We start from the raw sequence: 19,333 nt of genomic DNA, 5'->3' as shown, positions 1-19,333 counted from the left end.
CATGTCCTTGCCCCGATCCGGGCGGCGGACGCGAGGTGGAGTCGCATGGCTCTACCTCGCCCCGGCGGCCGCCTTCTACCTCGCGTTCGTCATCTACCCCTATGTCAACAGCCTCTGGTACTCGTTCTTTGAATGGAACGGTGTCGGCCTGGCGACCTGGGTCGGCCTCGAGAACTACGTCAGGGTCTTTACGGAGCCTGAGCAGTTCGCCGCACTCCTCAACGCCGTGCTCCTCATCTTCTTCTTCACGGTGTTGCCGATCACCTTCGCGCTGATCCTGGCGGCGGTCTTCGCACGGCGCCGCCACAGCTGGGGTGCAGTCCGGGCGATCGTGTTCCTCCCGCAGATCGTCCCGCTCGTCGCAGTCGGAGTGGCGTGGCGCTGGATCTACTCCGAGGATGGGCTGTTGAATCAGGCCCTCGAAACGGTCGGACTCGGCGTGTTCGCCCGGGCCTGGCTGGGCGACTACACCTGGGCGTTCCCCGCCGTCGGCCTCGTCGGCACGTGGGTCAGCACTGGGCTCTGCCTCGTGCTGCTGCTCTCGGGGATCCAGAAGATCGACCCGGGCCTGTATGAAGCGGTCCGACTCGACGGTGGCGGCGCCATCACGGAGTTCTTCACGGTGACCCTGCCGCAGCTCCGCGGCGAGATCGCGGTAGCGGCGACGCTAACGGTGATCTCCGCCCTGGCGAGTTTTGACGTCGTCTACATCATGACTCGGGGTGGCCCGGGAACGCAGACGATGGTTCCCGGCGTCGAGATCTACAACCAGGCGTTCACGAACGGCCGTGTGGGGCAGGCATCCGCCCTTGCCATCGTGTTGAGCCTGTTGGTCTACCTCGTCGTCATCCTTATCAACGGCCTGGTACGGGAGAAGAAATGATCCGCTCACGTCTCGAGGTCGTCATTGCGCCGGCCTTCCTGATCGCCGTCGCCGCAGCCATCATGGTGCCGTTCGTCGCGATCTTCGCGGCGGCGCTGCAACCTGCAGGCTCCATCGTTCGGGGAGTGAGCTGGCCTGCCCAACCGGCGTGGGGGAACTTTGCGAGGGCGTGGACCGACGGTGGGTTCCTCAGCCTCTTCATGTCGAGTGCCATCGTTGCGGTCGCCGTGGTGATTATCGGCGTGATCATGGCGAGCCTCGCGGGATACGCCATGGGAACCATGACTTTCCGGGGCCGGGCGGCGGTGCTCGCCGTGTTTCTCGCCGGGCTTACCCTCCCGTACGAGGTCGTCGTCGTGCCGCTGTTCTACATGTTCCGGCCGCTCGGGATCCTCGACACCTACTTCGCACTGATCTTGCCGCTCCTCGGACTTTTCATGCCCTTCGGCGTCTTCTGGATGCGCACGCACTTCGACTCCGTGCCGAAATCACTGCTGGAGGCCGGCGAGATCGACGGAGCGAACCATTGGCAGGTGTTCTGGCGCATCCTGATGCCGACCGCGCGCCCAGCAATTGGAACGCTCGCGCTCCTCTTCTTCCTGTGGAGCTGGAACCAGTATCTGCTGGCACTGATCCTCATCCAGGACGCGAGCCATCGCACCGCGCCTGCCGGACTCGGGCAGTTCATCACGCAGCACGGCAAGGATGTCCCGCTTCTGGCGGCCGGAACGATCATCGTCATGATCCCGGTGCTCATCGTGTTCCTCATCTTCCAGCGCCAACTGATCCGCGGGTTCCTGCAGGGAGCCGTCAAGGAATGAACATCGCTGTCTCCGCCCCCGCCACACCATCGAAAGGACTGTCCGTGGCTTCGCCTCGCACCATCCACGTTCTGCAGAAGACCCACCTCGACATCGGATACACGGATTATCCGGCGACCGTGATCGCACGATATGTCGACGAGTTCATTCCGGCAGCGATCGCCCTTGCAGACCGTCTCGCCGAGGGGGGCAGTCAAGAGCAATTCACCTGGACAACCGGTTCGTGGCTTGTCAGTCACGCGCTGCGCAACGGAACCGAGCAGCAACGCAGCAACGTCGACCGAGCCATCCGGGAAGGCAAGATCGCATGGCACGCAATGCCGATGACGATCCAGAGCGAGCTCACCGATCGCAGCCTCTTCGAGTTCGGTCTCGGCATCTCGCAGGAGCTTGATCGCATATATGGGCGCTCGACGGTGGCGGCGAAGATGACGGACGTGCCAGGCCACACCGTCGGCGTGGTTCCGCTGCTCCGTGCAGGGGGCGTGGAACTCCTGCATCTCGGCGTGAACCCGGTCAGTGCGGTACCTGACGTTCCGGACGCATTCCGCTGGCGAGCACCTGACGGATCGGAGATCGTCGTCATCTATGAGGGGGACTATGGAACCTCCCGCATCGACCCCGAGAAACTCACGATGGTCGGGGATCAAGCGCTCTACATTGCCTTCACGAACGACAACTATGGTCCTCCGACGGAGTCGTCGGTCATGGCTGTCTATGACGAACTCCGGACCAACTACCCGGACGCCGAGATCATCAGTTCCACGCTCGACCAGTTCGCAGTGGCGATCAACGAGTTCCGCGATGACCTGCCCTGCATCGAAAGCGAGATCGGCGACACCTGGATCCACGGCGTCGCGAGCGACCCGCAGGTGCTGTCGCGATACCGTCGTCTGTCACGCGCACACGATGCATGGACACACGGGTCCCCCGCACCACTCTCCGCCGATCAGATGGCAGATCTCGGCGAGGGACTGCTGCTTGTCGCCGAGCACACGTGGGGAGAATCCGGACAGGTGTTCCTGCCGGACTTCGTGAACTACGAGAAGTCGGCCTTCCAAGCAGCCAGAAAACGCGACGAGATCGACATCTCGGCGAACCCCGAGCGCTACGCACCGCAACTCGAGGCGGCCCTCAAGGTTCGGCCGCAACAGGGCTGGTCGTACTCGGCGTATGAACAGTCGTGGCAGGACAAGCGAGACTTCCTGGAGCACGCAATTGAGCGTCTACCTGAAGCGGCTCGATCCGCCGTTCAGGCGGCGATCGCTCCTCCGGTGAGGTCGGCTGAGCCCGCGGATTCTGTACCGGTTCTCGGAGACACGAAGCTCGGCGCGTTCGAGGTCGCAATCGCCGAGGACGGCGCGTTGAGCCTGCTCCGAGACCGTTCGGGCCACGACTGGGCGGCGCAGCAGCCCATCGGGCAGTACCGCTACGAGAGTTTCGCGCCAGAGGACTACCAGGTGTGGTTCGACAACTACTGCCGCCGCCTCGACCTGCACGCCGGTTGGGCGGTTGCCGACTTCGGAAAGCCGGGCTTCGAGTCCGGCACGCCCGCCCCTCGAAGAGAGGTGTTCCGGCCTTTCGTTCTCGACGCCCGGACCTGGCGGGAGGGAACTGCAGACGTGTTGCGTGTGACCGCCGCGATGTCAGTGGATGCTGCGGAACGCCTGGGTGCGCCTCGCATCGTCGAGATCGACTACCGGGCGTCAGACGACTGCTCGGGGCTTTCGATCGAACTGCGCGTCAGCCAGAAGGATGCGAATCGGCTCCCTGAGGCGAGTTGGTTCTCATTGGCGCCGTCGGTCGCCGAGACAGAAGGTTGGCGCATGCGCAAGCTCGGAATGCTCATCGACCCAAGCGATGTCGTGCGTGACGGAAACCGTCGGATGCATGCCGTGGAAGCGCTCGAGCACGCGGCGGAAGACGTGATGATCACCAGCCTCGACGCGGCTGTGGTTGCGATCGGCGAACAGAATCTGCTCCACTACGGCAACGCGTACGGCAACCTTCGAGAGGGGTTCCACTTCTTGCTCCACAACAACGTGTGGGGCACGAACTACCGGATGTGGTTCGAGGAAGATCAAACATACGAGTTCCGGTTGGAGTTCCCGAGCGCCTCTTTGCCTCACTGAGAAATCCATCCGGTGCGACCGGTCTCAGGCTCAGTGCGCAACTCTCGTGGGCGAACGCACGATTGCGGCGGGACGTGAGTACCTTGCGATCTTCGCGTCGATCGGCGTTCGCCCCGCCAACCCACCGCCTGAAAAAGGAGGACCTGCGCACAATGGGAACCGACACCAACGACGGTGATCTCGACACTGTCTCGATGCGGGGCGAGGTCCGTGCGCGGGACTCGAGCCGACGCAAGGGTGTGCGCAAGGGGTCGAGGGCGGTATCAGCGAACGAGGCATCCGCCATCGACGAGGTGCGGTGAAGATTGTGACAGGTTTCATTCCTCGCAGGCACGGAGGACGGGTCGTGCTCGTAACCGGAGGCTCTCAGGGCATCGGCCGCGGAATCGCGGAGACTCTTGCACGTGAAGGCGCCTCCGTCGTCGTGCACGGGCTCACCGAGGACTACGTCGACGAGACCGTTGAACACATCCGTGCCGTGGGCGGGACCGCTCTCGGAACTTTCGGCCCGATCGAAGAGGAGCGGACGGCGAAGAATGCCGTCGGAGCAGCTCTTGAGGCGTTCGGTCGGCTCGACCACCTGGTTACCGCGGCGGGCATCCAGCGGTACGGCGACACGATCTCCACCTCGCTTGAAACTTGGGGAGAGGTGTTCGACGTGAATGTGCGGGGCGTCTTCCTCGCCACCCGCGCGGCGCTGCTGGAGATTCGACGGAACGTCGGAACTGTGACGATCGTCTCGTCGGTTCAGGCAACGGCGACGCAGGCCTCCGTGGTCGCGTACGCAGCCAGTAAAGGCGCGCTCAATGCACTCTGCCGCGCAATGGCTGTCGACGAAGCCAAATACGGCGTGCGAGTCAACTCGGTCGCCCCAGGTTCGGTCGACACGCCGATGCTCCGCTCCGCGGCGGCGATGTGGTCCGACGGAACCGGGCAAGGGGTCGAGCAGACGATTGCGGACTGGGGCGCCGCCCACGCACTCGGAAGAGTCGCCCGGCCGAGCGAGATCGGCACCGCGGTCTCGTTCCTCGCCAGCGATGCCGCCAGCTTCGTCACCGGTGCAGAGCTTCGTGTCGATGGTGGTCTCCTGGCGCGGATCGCCGCCGCGCTGCCTACGAACACCGACCGCAGGCACGACTAGACCCAAGGGCGTCCCCCCAAAGAAGCTCCGTCTGTCCGCGAGTGTGAGCACGCCGATGATCACCGTTTTGTGTCTAAGTTTTTAAATTTCCTGCACGGCGGAGACTGAGCAGGTCCCAGACTGTGCTTGACCCAAATGCAGGCATCAGATAGGTTCAGATCGAGATAATAAAAACCCGCTTCATAAATCAGGTTCGACGATCCTGACCACGCGGGCGGAGTTCGCCGTCGCGCTAACGCTGAAGCGCACCGCAATCCAAAACACGCAAGGAGGCGTGAACATGCCCAACACGAAAAAAGCAAGAACCGTTCTGAGAACAATGCTCAGTGTGATGATCAGTGCGTCGATTCTGTCTGGTGCTCTCGTGCTTCAAGCGAGCGAAGGTAGTGCTGCAAGTGATGCGCGTACTGCAAGCGAAGCCAGCGCCGCAAGCGAACTTGTCACCTATCCCGACCCGCCTGAGGGAACGCCAAGTGTTTCGAATTTCACAGCACGCGTGCGAGCTCCTGATGGGGCGTTCTCGAACCTATTCCCGTACTCTGCCCGGGTGATGAAGAGCGGAGAATCCGATGTGACAACACCTGTCGGGTTTGTCATGTTCGACTGCTCGGGGCCTGTGGAATTGCAGATCACCTACACCAGCGGACCCGTCGATTCGGCAAAGGTCTGGCCCCAGTCCTACGGTATCGAGCCCTCAATCGACGGCAACGTGATCACGATCTCGCTCACCGAGCCGATGAACGTCGTGCTGGAAGTCAACGGCGATATGTATGAAGCGCTGCAGGTCTTCGCTAACCCGATCGAAACCGACATCCCTTCTCGGGATGATCCGAATGTGATGTTCTTCGAGGCGGGTCTTCATGCGTACGGCAACGATCCGAGGATCACACGGGAGACCCTCCCTACGCACTACGGAGGCGGTACAGCTACTCAGGATGTCATCTACGTGCCTAGCGGAACGACTGTCTATCTCCAAGGTGGTGCAGTCGTGCAGGCTCAGATCAAGACCAACCCTTTCGGTACCCAGCCGGGCTGGGAGCAGGCGCCGCGAACGACCGACATCACGATCAGGGGCCGGGGTGTGATCGATGTTTCAAGGTGGTGCGGCGATTTCACCAACGCGGATCGCTCGAGAAACCCTGAGATGCCTGGCATCGTGATCTTCAACTCGGACAATGTCACCGTTGAGGGCGTCGTAGTGGTCAACCCGGAAAGACAGCAGATCAACATCCACAAATCAACCCATGTAACGGTCGATAACTTCAAGGGGTTCACCGCGATGCTGGAGGGAGATGGCATCGTCAGCACCGGCGGCAACAGTTACGTGACCGTCAAGAACTCCTATCTCAGGACTTCCGATGACGCTCTCGTCAGCGATGCTTCGAACGATCACATTTCATGGGACAACGTCGTGATCTTCGGCCAGAAGGCGCACAGCATGATGACCGGCGTCGGCAACCTCTATGGAACGCCGCTCGATGATTTCTCCGCCACCAACATCTACATCATCAATCACTACGAAGCGGAAGTAGTGCAGAACGGTGTGATCGGAGTTGCCGCGGGGCAAGAGGGGCTCATGAGGAACATGGTCTTCAAGAACATTGTTGTGGAACGTAACTCCATGGGAAGTCTGTTCAAGGTCACACCATTTGCGCCATGGAACTCGACGAGCGGCAATATTAGAAATTTGACCTTCCAGGATATTTATTACACAACCGGGCCGAACGAAGAACCTTCACTGATCACCGGAATTGATTCGACCCATACCGTCGACGGTGTGCAGATCCACAATCTGGTCATCGATGGGCGTACCGCCTCGAATATTCAAGATGCGAATTTGTCCGTGGGGGAGTATGCGGTTGGTGTCCGACTGTACGCCGGCGACCCTCAGCCCACTGCGAGCCTTGTCGGCATCAATCCGTCGGCAGATGCGGTAGCGCATATCGGAGCAGCGAAGACACCAGAAGCTCTTGATCTGCCCGGCAAGGTATCGCTTGCAACGTCCTCCGGTGACGTGGACGCGTTTGTGAATTGGGACCCTAGTGGTGCCAGCTACGACCCGACTGCTACGACCCCGCAGACTTTTATGGTTACGGGCGTTGCAACGATGCCGATCGGAGTCGACAATCCGAACGGCGTTGCCCTGACGACAAGCATTCGCGTAACGACGAAGTCCGCCGAATTGGTGGCGCACTGGAAGTTCGATGAAGGCTCCGGCGAAATCGTCGGCGATTCCTCAGGTAAGGACAATGCCGGAGCACTGATCGGCAACCCGACGTGGACCGATTCGGGCAAGTACGATGGTGCGCTCGCCTTCAACGGCGGCTCACGGGTCGAGGTCAGCCCTTCGGCAACTCTGACTCCCAGAGGAGACGAGACCGTGTCGCTGTGGTTCAAGACTTCACAGGCGTCAACAGGCTACGTCGGCGTTGTCCGTCACGATCAGCGTTTCACGCCACTGCAGTTTATTGGCGGAGGTAAAGCTCAGGTGGCCTATTGGCTCAATGGCTCGTCCAGTGCCAAGTCGCTGGTGTTCCCATGGCCCTACGCAGACGACAGTTGGCACCACTATGTGGCTTCCTATGATCACACGTTGGGTATGAAGGTCTATGTCGACGGTGACCTGGTGGCAAGCGATGCAACGAATCTCGGGCCGCTTCCTGACACGACGACCAAAATGATGCTGGGAGCTGCTCCATGGGGAGAGGCTTACAACGGACTGCTGGATGACGTTTGTGTATTCGACCGTGCTCTGAGCCAGGCTCAAGTGACGCAGTTGAATCAGGCTGGCTGTCAGCCGGTCGTTGATCCGAAGCTGACGCTGAGTGCGACGTCCGTCGAGGCGGGAGGGTCGCTGGACGCGGCGCTGAGCGGATTCGGTCCGGGTGTGGCCGTGTCGATCTGGCTGGATGATGAGAAGTTGGCCGACGCGGTCATCAACGCTGAGGGCACGCTGGAGACGCAGTTGCTCATTCCCGCTGGTGCCGCTTTGGGCACACACCAGGTTGTCGTCAAGGATGACACCTCGACGACGGTCGTGAGCGCGGAGCTCGAGGTCACTGCCGCCGGAACGACCCCGACCCCGACCCCGACTCCGACTCCGCGTCCCGGAACGGGTGGCAACGGCGGAACCGGTGACGGCGGCCTCGCCGTGACAGGTGGCGACATGCTGGTGCCGCTCAGCGCGTCAGCCGGTGCCCTGCTCCTTGTTGCGGCAGGCATCATGCTGATGATTATGCGTCGTCGCAAGCTGATCCAGGACTGACGCTCGTCAGACCGCGAAGAGCCGGGTACCCGAAGATTCGGGTACCCGGCTCTTCGTGTAACGCGCCGGCTGGGGTTGAGCTGCGGATTCGGCGGAAAGATGACCAGGCTCTGACGCCGAGAACCGCGACCGCGAGGATGTTCGCCCCGTCGCCGCTGATCGCCGCGAGCCTCCGCTCACGGTGCGAGCGAGACGGGCTGCCCGGATGCGAGGGACGCATACGCCGCATCCACCAACGCCACGGCCGCGACGCCGTCCGCCGGAGATACTCGGGCATCGCGTCGCTCGCGGAGCGCCTCGACGAAGTCGGCGAGCTGGGCGAGGTAGGGGTCGGTGTCGGATGCCGGTGGCACATGCAGCAGGGGTGCCGAATCTTCGGAGTCGTCGTCGTTCCCGATCCGCAGCACTCCACCCGTGCCGACGAACTCGGCTCGGGTGCGGAACGGCGTCCCCGGCTCGGCCCACTCGGCGCGGACCCGGCTGACGACGCCGTTGCGGTGCGTGAGCACGACCTCGGCACGCACCGGCGGAGTGACTCGGCCAGCGCCCGACGGAGGATCCTGGGTGGCCGACACCGTCGTCGCAGGGCCGGCGACCCAGACGGCCTGGTCGAGGTCGTGGATCATCAGATCGCGGATCAGTCCGCCCCCGGCATCCTCGTCGAAGAACCATCCGCTGGGAGGTGCGGCGACCCTGCGCAGCAGATTCTGCTCGACGAGGTCGCCGATGCGCCCCGCGTCGATCTCCTGCTTCGCCCAGGCGTAGTCGCTGAAGTACCGCACGACATGAGCGGGGAACAGCCGGGTGCCGGCTTCCGCAGCCGCACGCACCAGGCCGGCCGCCTCGTCGGCGTCTGCGGCGAGCGGCTTCTCGCAGATGACATGCCTTCCGCGGGCGATCGCGCGCAGCGCGATCTCGGCATGCGTGGTCGTCGGCGTGAGGATGTCGATGACGTCGACGTGCTCGATCAGGTCGTCGAGGGAGTCGAAGAGAGCGAGGCCGTGCCGGTCGGCGAGTGCGCGAGCGCCGCTGCGGGCGAGGATGCTGACCTGAACGCCGAGAGCGAGGAGTGCCGTGATGTGCGGTGGCGCGATGCCGCCGGCACCGACGATTCCCACGCGCAGCGGAGGAGCCTCTTCCATCGGATCGGTCACCGATCAGCCGTTCGCATCGGGAAGGCGCCGGGGGTCGGCCTGCGGCATCCGCTCGGGCTCGGGCGCCGGTTTCGGGGTCGGTGCCGCGATCTCCCGGGCGACCTGCTTCTCCAGCACGGTGACGGCTTCGTCGGAGAGCAGGATCAGGCCGTCGAGCTCTTCACGCACGCGCTTGTACGCGACGTTGCGCTCGGCCTGCGTGGCCGAATCATCGATGGCGACCTTGAGCAGCTGCTGCGCGCGCTCGAGGCGCTTGCGCTCGGGTGCGGTGAAGGTCGAGTCGCGCAGGCGCCGGGCGTCCTTCTCGGCGATCTCGAACGCGACGGCGTAGTTGCCGACGGCATCGAGATACTCGGAGACCCGCTGCTCCGTCACCTTGGCGTCGGCGGACGTCGGGCGCAGAGCATCCGCCGTCTTCTTGGCCCGCAGGAACGCGGCCGTCAGTGGCTGACGTCCGTCGCTCATCGCCGGGAAGGCGATGAGCTTGGCCACGTCGAGCTCGTAGTCCAGCCAACGGGCGGTGATCTCGTCGTGCTCGGTGAAGAGCCTGCCGAGGAGTTCGTTCGGGGCGACGGATGCCGTGGTGTCGACGATCTGCGGTCCGCCGCGCTTCTGCTGCTGAGTGAGTGCGCGGGCTTCGAATTCAGCCGTCTTCAGCTGTGCCTTCACGCGAAGCGTCTCGATGCGACGCTCGTGCCGGCGCTTCGCGCCCTGTTCCCATGCCTTCGCGGCACCGCCGGCCATCCCGAGGAACGGGAACGCCAGCCACCAGTACTGCCCGAGAAAGTCGAAGAGGGGTTGCATGATGGCCTCAGCCTACTTCGCGCGTCGGTCCTCAGGTTCTGCGGATTCGGCGGAAGAACGACCAGGCGCTGACGCCGAGAACCACGACCGCGAGGATGATCGCCGTCCAGGCGACGGTGGGTTCCGCGGGGGCGCCGGTCCAGCGCTCGACGGCGATCCAGGCGAGCCCCCAGTAGGTCGCGACGGCGGGGGCCCAGCGTCCGCCGCTCCACGCGGTGGCGATCGCCAGCAGGCCGACGACGCAGAGCGCGACGATGGCCGGCCACGCCGGTGCCTTCGCCCATCCGTCGACGCCGATCGCCGTGAGCCAGGCGGCGAGGTTCGCCGCCGCCGCGACGGTAACCCATCCGAGGTAGAGCCCGACGGTGCCGTCGACGAGGACGATCTCGGCGACGGTCCCGCGGCGGGGCCGACGGCGCAGCCGGGCGAACGTCGCCAGCAGCACCACGAGCAGCACGACGATGATCACCGTCGATTCCGCGATGCGCGACGCCTGCACGCAGGCGATCCACACCGCGTTGAGCAGCGATGATGCGGCGACCCCGTAGCCGACCGCGCGATGGACGGGCTTGGCCGCCTGCGCCGGGAACGCCTGCCAGACCGCGTAGCCGAACAGGCCGAGGTAGATGACCGACCAGATTCCGAACGCGGCCCCGGTGGGCGCGAGCACGGTCGCATCCGAGGCGAACGCGCCGCCCGCGGCATCCTTGATGGGTGTGCCTCCGAGCACACCGGATCCCACGAACGCGAGCACCACGGCCGCCAGCACCGTGACGGCGACGATCACCTGGCGGATGCGGTCGGACCTCATCGTCTCGCTCATGGCGTCAGCCTACGCAGAACCCCCGCCCAGACGGTTCGCCACTCTCACCAATCGTGAACGGTGCCGTCGGCGAGGCGGTTGTACGGCAGGTAGGCCTGCTCGTACGGGTACTTGCCCGCCTCGTCGAGTTCGAGTTCGACGCCGAGACCCGGGTTGTCGCCCGGGTGCAGCAGGCCGTTCTGCCAGGTGAACGACTGCTGGAACACCTCGTTCGTGCGGCTGCCGTGCTGCATGTACTCCTGGATGCCGAAGTTGTGGATCGCGAGGCCCAGGTGCATCGCCGCGGCCATGCCGACGGGCGAGATGTCGGTCGGGCCGTGCATGCCCGACTTGATCTGGTACATCGCGGCGTAGTCGAGGGTCTTCTTGAGGGCCGTGATGCCGCCCATGTGGGTGACGGCGCCGCGCACGTAGTCGATGAGCTGGTCGCGGATGATGTCCTTGAAGTCCCAGACCGTGTTGAAGATCTCGCCGATCGCGAGCGGAGTGGTGGTGTGCTGGCGGACGAGCCGCAGCGCCTCCTGGTTCTCGGCCGGGGTGCAGTCCTCGAGCCAGAACAGGTCGTAGGGCTCGAGCGACTTGCCGAGCTTCGCGGCCTGGATCGGCGTCATCCGGTGGTGGCCGTCGTGCAGCAGCGGGATGTCGGGTCCGAACTCGTTGCGCACGGCTTCGAAGACGCCGGGCAGGTGGTGCAGGTACGAGCGGGTGTCCCAGTCCTCCTCGACCGGCTTCGCGCCGCGCCGGGCGGGCTCGTGGTCGTAGCGGGACTCGCCGCCCCCGGCATCCGCCGACTGCGAGGCGATGCCGTAGATGGCCTTCAGCCCCGGCACGCCGGTCTGGATGCGGATCGCACGGTAGCCCTGCTCGAGGTGCGAGCGCACCGAGTCGAAGAGCTCGGGGATCTCCTTGCCGGACGCGTGGCCGTAGGCGAGGAGTCCGGTGCGGGATGCTCCGCCGAGCAGCTGGTAGACGGGCATGCCGGCCTTCTTGCCCTTGATGTCCCAGAGGGCCATGTCGACGGCGGCGATGGCGGCCATCGTCACGGGTCCGCGGCGCCAGTAGCAGCTGCGGTAGAGGAACTGCCAGGTGTCTTCGATGCGGTCCTCGTCGGCGCCGATCAGCAGCGGGACGACGTGCTCGGTGAGGTAGGCGACGACGGCGAGTTCGCGGCCATTCAGGGTCGCATCGCCGAGCCCGCTCACTCCGTCGGCGGTCGTGATCTTGAGGGTGACGAAGTTGCGATCGGGGCTCGTGACGATGACTTCGGCCTTGTCGATGGGCATCTTTGCTCCTGCGCTCGACGCGACGCAATCGCCGCGAAACTGGTATGGCAATCACTATCGTGTCACTGCCATACCAGTGCGTCAAGCTATCGTGACCGTATGCCCGAGCCCGTGATCCGCCCCACCGCGCGTGCGCTCGCCTACGGCCGGATCCGCGACGACATCGTCCACGGCGTTTTCGCCCCCGGGGCGCTGCTGTCCGAGAACGAGCTCGCTGCGGCTCTCGGCCTCAGTCGGCAGCCGGTCCGCGAGGCGCTGCTGCTCATCGCGCAGGAGGGGCTCGTCGAGGTGCGGCCGCAGAGCGGCACCTACGTCACCCGCATCGATCCCGACCGGGTGCGCGAGGCGCAGTTCATCCGCGAGGCCATCGAGCTCGCCTCCCTCGCGGCATGCTCTGCACCGTCGGAGGACGACGAGCGGATGCTGCGCGACATCATCGCGCGTCAGCGCTCCGCATCCGATCGGGACGCGTTCTACCCGCTGGATGAAGAGTTCCATCGCGCGCTGCTGGGGCTCGCCGGACACGCCAACGCCTGGGCGGCGGTCAGTGCGGCGAAGGGCCATCTCGACCGTGCCCGCTACGTGGGCATGAGTGCCACCCGCGCCGTGCAGGACTACGTCGACGACCATGAGCGGGTGCTCGACGCGCTCGCCGCAGGCGATGCGGATGCCGCCATCGGCGCGCTGCGCGAGCATCTCCGCTTCGTCTTCGACGACCTCGAGGCGGTGCGGGCGCGTCATCCGGAGCTGTTCGACGTGACAACGCCGGCTCGCACGGGACGAAAGACGCGGCGCTGATATCTCCTGGTCGCGCGCTCCCTCGCTCAACGACCGGGGATGGGCGCGAGCGACGGGGCAACCCTTGGTACCGTCAGTAGATGATCACCGCCGTCGTGCTGAAGTTCCTGCTCTTCGCGGCGGCGCTGATCCTGGTGGTGGTCCTCGTGCGCCGGGCGTTCAAGAAGCCGAATCGTGCGAAGAGCCAGCCGGACCGCATCCGGATGCCGAAGTTCGTCCTGATCACCGCCTGGGTGCTGCTCGGCCTGGGGTTGTTCATGTCGCTGCTGGCGTTCGGCAGCGGCAACATGCGCGACCCGGTTCCGTTCCGCATCGCCTCGGTGGTGATGGTCGCCGGCGGGCTGCTGTTCCTGCTGATGTACAACAACTGGTACATCGCCCCTGGCCGCGACGAGATCGCGTTCGGGACCATCTTCGGCGTCGCCAAGGTGATCCGCTACAGCGACATCGCCGACTATCGGATGGTCGACCGAGGAGGACAGCGGATGCTGTTCGTGAAGTCCTCGACAGGGACGAAGTTCAGCGTCAACCTTGCGGCCTACGACGTGTCGCCGTTGCTCGCGCACATCGAGTTCCATCGGTTGAACGGGCGCTGGCCCGTCGGCGGAGAACTGCGCACGCCTCAGCCCTGAGGCGCCAGACGCGCCTGTCTCAGCGCTGCTTCTCGGCGCACGGCACGCACAGTTCGGCGAACGGCCGTACCTCGAGGCGGGCCGCAGGAATCGGCTGACCGCATCGGGTGCAGATGCCGTAGGTGCCGTCGTCGAGGCGCGCCAGCGCGCCGTCGACCTGGGTCAGTTCGGATCGGGCCGCCTCGGCGAGGCCCTGCAGCCGTGACCACTCCGCCGACAGCGGGACACCTTCCGGGTCATGTTCGTCATCATCGTTCAGGCTGCTCCGGTCGTGCGTGAGCGCGTCGAGCGCGTCTGCGACAGCGGTGACCCTGGCTGCGGCATCCGCTCGCAGTTCGTCCAGTCGCGCTCGCGCATCCTGAGGCATCCCCTCACCCTAGGTGGACCGTCTGACACTGGTGATGCAGCGAGGACGCGGCCGGTCAGCCGCTACAGTGACCGAATGACCGAGTGGCATGGGCGTCGATGAGGCAGGTGACGGGGATCCTGCTGTGGCTCGTCGCGGCGGTGAGCGGCGTCTTCGGCGCAGGCTGGTTCGGGCTCGCCGGCGTCGGCTGGGACGGCGGCTTCATCAAGCGCGTCTACTGGGACGAATCGGAGAGCGGGATCGGCGTCGGTTTCGCGATCTTCTCCCTGATCGTCTGGCTCGGCCTGCTGGGCGGCTCATTCGCTGTGATGCGTGGTGGTCAGCAGCGGCCGTCACGTGGGGTGCGCGTGACGTCGGCGGTCCTCACGGCGGTCAGCATCATCGGCGTCGTGGTGCTCTGCGTTCTGACCATCGGGTGGCCGGAGCCCCCGAGCGAGTTCCCGACGCCGCCCTGGAATCGAGCTTGAGCCGCTGACAGACCGGGCGCCTCACAGACCGATCGAAGCCAGTGGGCGGACGACGTACGTCGCGGGGTCGAAGATCGAGCCGCCGTATTGTGCGTGAACGATGAGGAGCGCCGCGCCGCACGTCAGCGCCGCGGTGAGAAGTGCGAGCCCCGCTGCGCGGCGGACGTCGAGCAGGGCGAGCAGCGTCCAGGTGAGGGCGGCGGCGACGAAGACGAGCATCACGATCAGGGGGATGATCCCGAACGTGAAACCGAACCCCGCCACGGGCTCGTACTCATCGAATTCCCGCCGGTACTTCGTCGCGCACTCGTCCCAGCCCTTCATGAACAACAGCACGGAACTGACGGCGGTCACGGTGAAGAGGACGACATGCAGGGCGGTTCGGCCGGGTGGGTGGACAGTCCCTCGCACCTCCGCGCCGCGTCGAGACGAGTGGATCACGGCACGTACGCCTCTCGGTAACTGACCGGGTCGAATATCTGGCCCCCGAGTTCCGCCTCGACGAAGAGGAACGCCGCCCCGCATGCCAAAGCGGCGAAGAGAAGCGCCAATGCCGCAGCGCGCAGGAACCCGACCAGGATCGCCCACGCGTCTGAGCGGAAGAACCCGACTCGGCCGAACAGCGTCCACGTGAAAGCGGCGACGACCACGACGGACAGGGCGATCACGGGAACGACCCCGAACAAGAATCCGAATCCGTCCATCGACCCGGGCATCCGTTGGCCCTCTTCGTACGCCTCGTTGTATGCGCTCGCGCAGGCAAGCCACAGCCAGCGGAACAACAGAAGAGAGCCGGCCGCGACCAACACGAAGCGGACAACGCGCAGTGCGGTCCGGTTGGTCCCCTCAACAGCACGCATGCCTCATCCTCGCATCCGCACAGGGCTGGGTCGGGGACTCAGCACGGCATTCCCTCACTCGAGGCGCAGTCGTACCATCGAGCCATGACCAAGTACCTCATCTCGTTTCCGAGCGAAGCCATGGTGCTCACCCCCGAGGAGTTCCCGATCGTCGTCGCCGAGTCGCACGCCGTGATCGAGGAGGCGAAGGCCGCCGGTGTCTACGTGTTCGGCGGCGGCATCAACGAGGAGGTCGGTCCGGTGCTGGTCTCCGCCAGCGGCTCGGTGAGCACCGAGATCCATCCCGGCTCCGAGCTCACCGGCGGGTTCACCGTGCTCGAGTTGCCGACCCGGGAGGACGCGATCGAGTGGGCAGGGAAGATCGCGGCAGCCTGCCGATGCGCGCAGGAACTCCGCGAGTTCGGATACGACCCGGCGAGTTGATCCCGCGCCGCACCGCTACCTCTGAGCGGCGTGCCCGGCCACTCACGGCGATCAATCCGTCGGCTCGAAGTCACGTTTGTCGGCGGAGAACGGCGGATTCGGCCGACGTTCGTGACTCCGGGCCGACAAAGTGGCCGGGCGGGGTGAGCCCCTCGGCCAAGGAGGACCGCTACTCGAGCCACTCCGTCACGAAGCGATCGTTCGCGTGCACATGCGTCGCCTCGTACGTGCCGCCGTCGAGCACCTCGAAGCGGTGCGAGACGAGCGCCGGCACGACGAGGATCTGACCGCCCGCGCCGATGACCTGCTCGTCGCCGACGGTGAACAGTGCCCGGCCGCGGTGGATGACGAACGTCTCGACGTACGGATGCCGGTGCAGGCGCGGCCCTGTTCCGGGAGCCGAGGCGAACTCGCGGATGATGCTCACCGGCGACCCGATCAGGTATCCCTCGATGTTCTCGTCGAGGCCCACGTCGAAAGGCTGGATGGTCATGGGCGTCCTCCGTTCTCCGCCAGACGATACGCCTGCGGGCGCCGGAGATGAACCCCCACTGCCGTTCACAGCGATGCCCCGGCACCAGGGCCGGGGCATCAATGCGAGCGGATGCTCGGGCTAGCCGACGGTCGCCGCGATGTCGGGCTGGTCGCTGAAGATGCCGTCCATTCCCGCATCGAGGAAGACCTGGATCTCGCCGGCGAGGTCACCCGCGGCGAACGGGTCGCTCGAGGAGCGGAACTCGGCGGGCAGGTACTGGTTCTCGAGGCGGAAGGTCCAGCCGTGCACCGATAGCCCGGCCGCGTGCGCATCCGCGATCACGGGTGACGGCGCGGCGAGAGTGCCCGCCGGCGTGCGCGGAATCAGCACCGACTTCTCGACGCCCACCCCGTCGGCATAGCCGGCGATCTCGGCGAGGCCGGTCGGCGTCACCAGGTCGGCGTACGTGCGCGGGTCGCCCGCGAGCGTGAAGTCGTACGGGCGCCCAGACGAGCTCACCAGCTGAGCCAGTCGCACGTCGGTCTGCCCGTCGAGGTCCTGCAGATTCGACACCTCGAAGCTCTGCACGATCACGGGCGCATCCGCGTCGTTGACTCCGTTGCTCTCGAGGGCGTCGACGAGAGGCTCCTCGAGTGAGAGGCCGATCGAGTCGAAGTAGGACGGATGCTTCGTCTCGGGGTAGACGCCGATCTGGCGGCCGTCGCAGCTGACCGAGTGGCGCGCGAGGTCGATGACCTCGTCGAGGGTCGGAATGAGGTACAGCCCGTCGAAGGCGGTGTTTCCGGGGCGCACCTGCGGCAGCCGCTCCTTCGCCCGAAGTGTGCGCAGCTCGGCGAAGGTGAAGTCCTCGGTGAACCAGCCGGTGATGCTCGCCCCGTCGATGATCTTCGTCGTCTTGCGGTCGGCGAACTCGGGCCGGGCCGAGACATCGGTGGTGCCGCTGATCTCGTTCTCGTGGCGGGCGACGAGAACGCCGTCCTTGGTCGAGACCACGTCGGGCTCGATGTAGTCGGCGCATTGCACGATCGCCTGCTCGTAGGCGGCGAGGGTGTGCTCCGGGCGGTAGCCGCTCGCGCCCCGGTGGCCGATGACGGTGACGAGCTCGGGCTCGACCTTCGTGCGCTCGAGGTCGATGACGGCGAACTCGGTGTCGTCGGGGGTGCCGGGCACACGGGCGTCGTTGCCGGGGTAGTTGTTGTCGTTGGCGATCAGCAGGCGGCCGTCGCGCAGCTGCACGATCGTCTCGAGCGACTGCACGGGCATCGAGAACACCTCGCCGCTGCCGTAGCCGTTGCCGGCGCTGAGGCCGTCGGGATTGGCGATGCGAAGGGCATCGAGCACCAGGGTCTTCTCGAGGTAGCCGTCGGCATCGGTCTTCTTCAGGTTGATCTCGTAGATGCGCTTGGTCACCGCCTGATCGCCTTCGAAGTCATCGCGCTCGACGACGAGCAGCACGTTGTTCTTGACCGTGAAGGCGTCGCCGATGACGTTCGGCTCCTGGTCGGTCTGGTAGCTCCAGGTGCGCCCGGTGTAGGCGCCCTTCTTCGTGTCGAACTCGAGGATCTCGCGGCGGCGGAGGTCGGTGTCGTCGGCGTACGAACCTTCGACGATCGGGTAGAGGTAGCGTCCGTTGACCGAGCTGGCGAGCGCTTCGAACCCGCGGCTCGCGCGCACCCGCGGGGTCTCGCCGGGCTGCAGGTACGGGTTCTGCGGCGACTTCGCACCGTCGATCGAGAAGGGCGTCTCAAGGAGGGTGCCCTCGGCGTCGAAGTGCAGCAGGAACGGACCGAACTCCTCGCCGACCCAGAAGCTGCCGTCCTTCGCCCGGACGACCGACTCGATATCGAAGTCGGCACCGGTGAGCAGGCGCTCCGCGGTGCCGTCGTTCACGATCGGGAAGTCGAGCACCCCGTTGCGGTCGTTGTACGAGATGAAGCGCTCGACGGCGATCTCGCCGGCCCCGCCCTCGGCGGTCTGCCAGTCGGGACGCACGAGGTAGCTGCGCAGCAGGAAGTCGGCCGAGTTGCCTTTCGCGCCGAAGCCGTTGTCGGGCTGCGCCCAGAAGGTGCCGTCGCCGTTGTCGATCACCGCCGAGAAGCCGGGGATCACCTGGCCGTCCCAGGGCCCCTGCCGGCCGTTGCCCGGCGATGCCTGCGCACCGGATGCGGGGCCTTCGGCGAGGAAGTCGGCCGAGAGCTCGGCCCACGCGACGAGCGTCGGCTCGAACGCGTGCATCTTCGAGGTCGGAGTGGTCTGATTCGATGCCTGCGCCGGAGCGGCGAGGAGCAAGGTGACTGCGGTCGCGGCGACGGTCGCGGCGGCGATGGCGCGGGAGACTCTTCTCATATCGACGAGTCAATCGGTGGCGCGCGCCGCCGCAGTGACACCGTGATGGCCGGTGGATGGCGGCCAGGTGAACGGATGCCGGACGACGCGATCCGCGCGCTCGTCAGCTCTTCGTGAGATCCTGCGCGAACATCACGAGGATGCCGCTGGGACCGCGAAGATAGGTGAGCGTGTAGACGTCCTGGTAGCTCGCGACCCCGCGGAGCGGGTGATACCCGTGCCGCGCCGCAATGGCCAGAGAAGCGTCGATGTCGTCGACGGAGAAGGCGATGCGGTGCATCCCGATCTCGTTCGGCAGCGTCGGATCGGTCTCGATCGCCTCGGGGTGGATGTACTCGAAGAGCTCGATCTGTCCCTGGCCGTCGGGCGTCTGGAGCACCGCGATCTTGGCGTGGTTGCCGTCGAGACCGACGGCGGTGTCTGCCCATTCTCCGCTGACTTCGTCACGCCCGAGCACGGTGAGACCGAGGTCGGAGAAGAACGAGATCGTCTCTTCGAGGTCGCGGACGGCGATGCCGATGTTCTCAAGTCTGATGGTCATGGCAGGGATGCTACTCGCGACCCCCGACGAGAGGTTCGGCGCCCCTTCTGCGGCGCGGCGGCATCGGTGTATTGTTTCGCAGAATGCGCGTCCGCAG

General features: G+C 65.4%; 20 protein-coding genes. 10 read left to right on the top strand and 10 right to left on the bottom strand.

The window, feature by feature from the left end:
* Position 1: 1 nt before the first annotated feature.
* From LTA6_RS05205 to LTA6_RS05180, 6 genes are all read left to right on the top strand, one after another.
* A complete protein-coding gene (locus LTA6_RS05205; protein ID WP_363550340.1) occupies positions 2-883 on the top strand; it encodes a sugar ABC transporter permease in 882 nt (293 codons plus the stop codon).
* Positions 880-1,704 (top strand): carbohydrate ABC transporter permease, encoded by an 825-nt coding sequence (locus tag LTA6_RS05200; protein ID WP_363550343.1) that lies wholly within the window; start codon positions 880-882, stop codon positions 1,702-1,704. The genes LTA6_RS05205 and LTA6_RS05200 overlap by 4 nt, the downstream gene beginning before the upstream one ends.
* A gap of 44 nt (positions 1,705-1,748) precedes the next feature.
* Positions 1,749-3,836 (top strand): DUF5054 domain-containing protein, encoded by a 2,088-nt coding sequence (locus tag LTA6_RS05195; protein ID WP_407358838.1) that lies wholly within the window; start codon positions 1,749-1,751, stop codon positions 3,834-3,836.
* 152 nt (positions 3,837-3,988) lie between these two features.
* The gene (locus tag LTA6_RS05190) at positions 3,989-4,138 is read left to right on the top strand and encodes a hypothetical protein (protein WP_363550349.1); all 150 of its coding nucleotides are present in this window, start codon (positions 3,989-3,991) and stop codon (positions 4,136-4,138) included.
* A gap of 44 nt (positions 4,139-4,182) precedes the next feature.
* The gene (locus LTA6_RS05185) at positions 4,183-4,977 is read left to right on the top strand and encodes an SDR family oxidoreductase (RefSeq protein WP_363550352.1); all 795 of its coding nucleotides are present in this window, start codon (positions 4,183-4,185) and stop codon (positions 4,975-4,977) included.
* Between the two features lie 280 nt (positions 4,978-5,257).
* Positions 5,258-8,242, top strand: a complete 2,985-nt coding sequence (locus LTA6_RS05180) for a LamG-like jellyroll fold domain-containing protein (protein ID WP_407358837.1) — start codon at positions 5,258-5,260, stop codon at positions 8,240-8,242.
* Positions 8,243-8,418: 176 nt separating this feature from the next.
* Here the strand turns inward: LTA6_RS05180 and LTA6_RS05175 are convergent, their stop codons facing one another.
* The 4 genes from LTA6_RS05175 to manD are packed head-to-tail and all read right to left on the bottom strand — an operon-like array spanning position 8,419 to position 12,306.
* Entirely contained in the window at positions 8,419-9,396 is a 978-nt protein-coding gene (locus LTA6_RS05175; RefSeq protein ID WP_407358836.1) for a Gfo/Idh/MocA family protein, read from the bottom strand.
* 3 nt (positions 9,397-9,399) lie between these two features.
* Entirely contained in the window at positions 9,400-10,200 is an 801-nt protein-coding gene (locus LTA6_RS05170) for a hypothetical protein (RefSeq protein WP_407358835.1), read from the bottom strand.
* 31 nt (positions 10,201-10,231) lie between these two features.
* Positions 10,232-11,023, bottom strand: coding sequence for a tryptophan-rich sensory protein (locus tag LTA6_RS05165; RefSeq protein WP_407358834.1), 792 nt, complete (start codon positions 11,021-11,023; stop codon positions 10,232-10,234).
* 44 nt (positions 11,024-11,067) lie between these two features.
* On the bottom strand, positions 11,068-12,306 hold the full coding sequence (gene manD / locus LTA6_RS05160) for a D-mannonate dehydratase ManD (RefSeq protein ID WP_407358833.1): 1,239 nt from the start codon (positions 12,304-12,306) through the stop codon (positions 11,068-11,070).
* Between the two features lie 99 nt (positions 12,307-12,405).
* Here manD and LTA6_RS05155 point away from each other — a divergent pair, with 99 nt between their 5' ends.
* Both LTA6_RS05155 and LTA6_RS05150 read left to right on the top strand, forming a co-directional pair.
* Positions 12,406-13,104 carry a GntR family transcriptional regulator gene (locus LTA6_RS05155; RefSeq protein WP_341976476.1) on the top strand — a complete coding sequence of 233 codons (699 nt, stop codon included), beginning with the start codon at positions 12,406-12,408 and terminating at the stop codon, positions 13,102-13,104.
* Between the two features lie 80 nt (positions 13,105-13,184).
* Entirely contained in the window at positions 13,185-13,736 is a 552-nt protein-coding gene (locus tag LTA6_RS05150) for a hypothetical protein (protein WP_407358832.1), read from the top strand.
* 19 nt (positions 13,737-13,755) lie between these two features.
* Here LTA6_RS05150 and LTA6_RS05145 read toward each other — a convergent pair whose 3' ends face one another.
* Positions 13,756-14,103 carry a TraR/DksA family transcriptional regulator gene (locus LTA6_RS05145; protein WP_407358831.1) on the bottom strand — a complete coding sequence of 116 codons (348 nt, stop codon included), beginning with the start codon at positions 14,101-14,103 and terminating at the stop codon, positions 13,756-13,758.
* Positions 14,104-14,201: 98 nt separating this feature from the next.
* Here LTA6_RS05145 and LTA6_RS05140 point away from each other — a divergent pair, with 98 nt between their 5' ends.
* A complete protein-coding gene (locus LTA6_RS05140; RefSeq protein WP_407358830.1) occupies positions 14,202-14,570 on the top strand; it encodes a hypothetical protein in 369 nt (122 codons plus the stop codon).
* A gap of 21 nt (positions 14,571-14,591) precedes the next feature.
* Here LTA6_RS05140 and LTA6_RS05135 read toward each other — a convergent pair whose 3' ends face one another.
* A complete protein-coding gene (locus LTA6_RS05135; protein WP_407358829.1) occupies positions 14,592-14,924 on the bottom strand; it encodes a hypothetical protein in 333 nt (110 codons plus the stop codon).
* Positions 14,925-15,007: 83 nt separating this feature from the next.
* Positions 15,008-15,430, bottom strand: a complete 423-nt coding sequence (locus LTA6_RS05130) for a hypothetical protein (RefSeq protein ID WP_407358828.1) — start codon at positions 15,428-15,430, stop codon at positions 15,008-15,010.
* Between the two features lie 84 nt (positions 15,431-15,514).
* On the opposite strand from LTA6_RS05130, the gene LTA6_RS05125 reads away from it, so the two are divergent.
* Positions 15,515-15,853 carry a YciI family protein gene (locus LTA6_RS05125; protein ID WP_407358827.1) on the top strand — a complete coding sequence of 113 codons (339 nt, stop codon included), beginning with the start codon at positions 15,515-15,517 and terminating at the stop codon, positions 15,851-15,853.
* 169 nt (positions 15,854-16,022) lie between these two features.
* Here the strand turns inward: LTA6_RS05125 and LTA6_RS05120 are convergent, their stop codons facing one another.
* From LTA6_RS05120 to LTA6_RS05110, 3 genes are all read right to left on the bottom strand, one after another.
* The gene (locus LTA6_RS05120) at positions 16,023-16,346 is read right to left on the bottom strand and encodes a cupin domain-containing protein (RefSeq protein ID WP_407358826.1); all 324 of its coding nucleotides are present in this window, start codon (positions 16,344-16,346) and stop codon (positions 16,023-16,025) included.
* A 120-nt stretch (positions 16,347-16,466) separates the two neighbouring features.
* A complete protein-coding gene (locus LTA6_RS05115; RefSeq protein WP_407358825.1) occupies positions 16,467-18,695 on the bottom strand; it encodes an esterase-like activity of phytase family protein in 2,229 nt (742 codons plus the stop codon).
* 103 nt (positions 18,696-18,798) lie between these two features.
* Entirely contained in the window at positions 18,799-19,236 is a 438-nt protein-coding gene (locus LTA6_RS05110) for a VOC family protein (RefSeq protein WP_407358824.1), read from the bottom strand.
* Positions 19,237-19,333: the final 97 nt, after the last annotated feature.

The sequence above is a fragment of the Microbacterium sp. LTA6 genome (assembly GCF_045690355.1).
Lineage (GTDB): Bacteria > Actinomycetota > Actinomycetes > Actinomycetales > Microbacteriaceae > Microbacterium.
Note: the sequence above shows the minus strand (reverse complement) of the source record. Positions and strands in the feature narration are given on the sequence as shown.

What these genes read in the sequence shown, in the direction of transcription:
- LTA6_RS05205 (WP_363550340.1), top strand. Translation starts at nt 2, where the DNA reads ATGTCCTTGCCCCGATCCGGGCGGCGGACGCGAGGTGGAGTCGCATGG.
- LTA6_RS05200 (WP_363550343.1), top strand. Translation starts at nt 880, where the DNA reads ATGATCCGCTCACGTCTCGAGGTCGTCATTGCGCCGGCCTTCCTGATC.
- LTA6_RS05190 (WP_363550349.1), top strand. Translation starts at nt 3,989, where the DNA reads ATGGGAACCGACACCAACGACGGTGATCTCGACACTGTCTCGATGCGG.
- LTA6_RS05180 (WP_407358837.1), top strand. Translation starts at nt 5,258, where the DNA reads ATGCCCAACACGAAAAAAGCAAGAACCGTTCTGAGAACAATGCTCAGT.
- LTA6_RS05170 (WP_407358835.1), bottom strand. Translation starts at nt 10,200, where the DNA reads ATGCAACCCCTCTTCGACTTTCTCGGGCAGTACTGGTGGCTGGCGTTC.
- LTA6_RS05165 (WP_407358834.1), bottom strand. Translation starts at nt 11,023, where the DNA reads ATGAGCGAGACGATGAGGTCCGACCGCATCCGCCAGGTGATCGTCGCC.
- manD (WP_407358833.1), bottom strand. Translation starts at nt 12,306, where the DNA reads ATGCCCATCGACAAGGCCGAAGTCATCGTCACGAGCCCCGATCGCAAC.
- LTA6_RS05155 (WP_341976476.1), top strand. Translation starts at nt 12,406, where the DNA reads ATGCCCGAGCCCGTGATCCGCCCCACCGCGCGTGCGCTCGCCTACGGC.
- LTA6_RS05150 (WP_407358832.1), top strand. Translation starts at nt 13,185, where the DNA reads ATGATCACCGCCGTCGTGCTGAAGTTCCTGCTCTTCGCGGCGGCGCTG.
- LTA6_RS05145 (WP_407358831.1), bottom strand. Translation starts at nt 14,103, where the DNA reads ATGCCTCAGGATGCGCGAGCGCGACTGGACGAACTGCGAGCGGATGCC.
- LTA6_RS05140 (WP_407358830.1), top strand. Translation starts at nt 14,202, where the DNA reads ATGAGGCAGGTGACGGGGATCCTGCTGTGGCTCGTCGCGGCGGTGAGC.
- LTA6_RS05130 (WP_407358828.1), bottom strand. Translation starts at nt 15,430, where the DNA reads ATGCGTGCTGTTGAGGGGACCAACCGGACCGCACTGCGCGTTGTCCGC.
- LTA6_RS05125 (WP_407358827.1), top strand. Translation starts at nt 15,515, where the DNA reads ATGACCAAGTACCTCATCTCGTTTCCGAGCGAAGCCATGGTGCTCACC.
- LTA6_RS05120 (WP_407358826.1), bottom strand. Translation starts at nt 16,346, where the DNA reads ATGACCATCCAGCCTTTCGACGTGGGCCTCGACGAGAACATCGAGGGA.
- LTA6_RS05115 (WP_407358825.1), bottom strand. Translation starts at nt 18,695, where the DNA reads ATGAGAAGAGTCTCCCGCGCCATCGCCGCCGCGACCGTCGCCGCGACC.
- LTA6_RS05110 (WP_407358824.1), bottom strand. Translation starts at nt 19,236, where the DNA reads ATGACCATCAGACTTGAGAACATCGGCATCGCCGTCCGCGACCTCGAA.